1 protein-coding gene is annotated in these 1464 nt (G+C 69.9%); it reads left to right on the top strand.

Annotated features, from left to right (window positions below; genetic code table 11):
* On the top strand, positions 1 to 1464 hold a 1464-nt coding region (locus FBZ89_RS31115), incomplete at both ends, for a beta strand repeat-containing protein (RefSeq protein WP_211115437.1).

The raw sequence follows: 1464 nt of genomic DNA, 5'->3' as shown, positions 1-1464 counted from the left end.
CGGCACCCTGGGCACGGTCAGCAACAGCGGCACCATCAGCGGCAACATCGTCAACCTGTCGGCGGGCGATCTGGTCCTGGCGGGCAGCGGCGGCACGCTGACCGGTGGCATCATCAGCAACACGGCGTCCAACGTGGTGTTCGCCGGCGGCGCGGCGGTGATCGGCGACGCGATCAACGTCGGCAGCCACACGGTGGTCAACAGCGGCGCCAGCCTGGCCTTGGCCAGCAATCTCAGCATCACCGGCAACTACAGCCAGGCCAGTGGGACGCTGGCGCTGGGCACACTGTCGGCGGTGGTCAGCGGCGTTGCGGCCATCACGGGCGGCACCATCACCGCCAGCGTGGACGCCACGCAGAACTACGTGGTGGGTGGCAGTAACGGGGCCATCCTGGTGCAGGGCGGCGCGGGGTCCAGCTACACCGGGGTCAGCCTGACCTCCGGCGTCACCGGCCTGACCATCGCCGCCGGCACCCAGACCATCGGGTCCAACGTGGACCTGGTGGTGACGGCGGCCAACGACTACATCGGCGGCACCCTGGGCAGCCTGGGCAACAGCGGCACCATCAGCGGCGTGGTGACGGCGGCCTACATCGCCACCGGCGGCAGCCTGGGCACCTTGGCCAACAGCGGCCTGCTGGACGGCGCCCGCTATGGCATCCGCAACCGGGGCACCGTCGGCCTGGTGGACAACAGCGGCACCGCCACGGGCCTGGTCGGCCTGTGGAACCAGGGCGTCATCGGCACGGTCATCAACACCGGCCTGCTGAAGGACGCGCCCTCGGCGCAGGCTGCGGGCCTGAACAACGCCGGCAGCATCGGCGTGCTCACCAACATGGGCAGCATCAGCAGCGTCGCCTACGGCCTGTACAACAGCGGCACCATCGACAGCGTCGGCAACAGCGGCGTCATCAGCGCCACCGATACCGTCACGGGCCGGGCCCTGCGCAACGCCATCGGTTCCACCATCGGCGCCCTCAACAACAGCGGCACCATCACTGGCGTCACCGCCCTGTACAACCAGGGCAGCGTCGGCCCCATCGCCAACAGCGGCGTGATCGCCGGCAACGTGGTGAACAGCAGCGCCAACGCCCTGGTGTTCACCGGCGGCACCGGTTCCACCTTCGGCACGCTGACGGGTGCCACCGGCGTCGGCACCCTCAGCAGCACTTTGGCCAACGTCGCGTTGGCCGGCGGCAACCTGTGGCTGAACGACCAGGTTGACGTGGGCGGGACCAACACCCTGGTCAACAGTGGCGCCTCCCTGCGGCTGACCACTATCATCGGTGTCAACGGCACCTACAGCCAGTCGGCGGGCACCTTGCAGGTGGCGTACGGCAGCGCCCAGCTGGCCGTCAGCGGTGCGGCTGTCCTGACCGGCGGCACCATCGCCGCCACGGGCGTGCCGGGCACCATCAACATGCTGGCGGGCGTGGGCGACACCGTGGCCCTGGTGGCCGGTGG

This window comes from Nitrospirillum amazonense (genome assembly GCF_007828045.1).
GTDB lineage: Bacteria > Pseudomonadota > Alphaproteobacteria > Azospirillales > Azospirillaceae > Nitrospirillum > Nitrospirillum amazonense_C.
The sequence above is the reverse complement of the archived record's forward strand: the minus strand, read 5'-3'. Positions and strand labels throughout refer to the sequence as shown.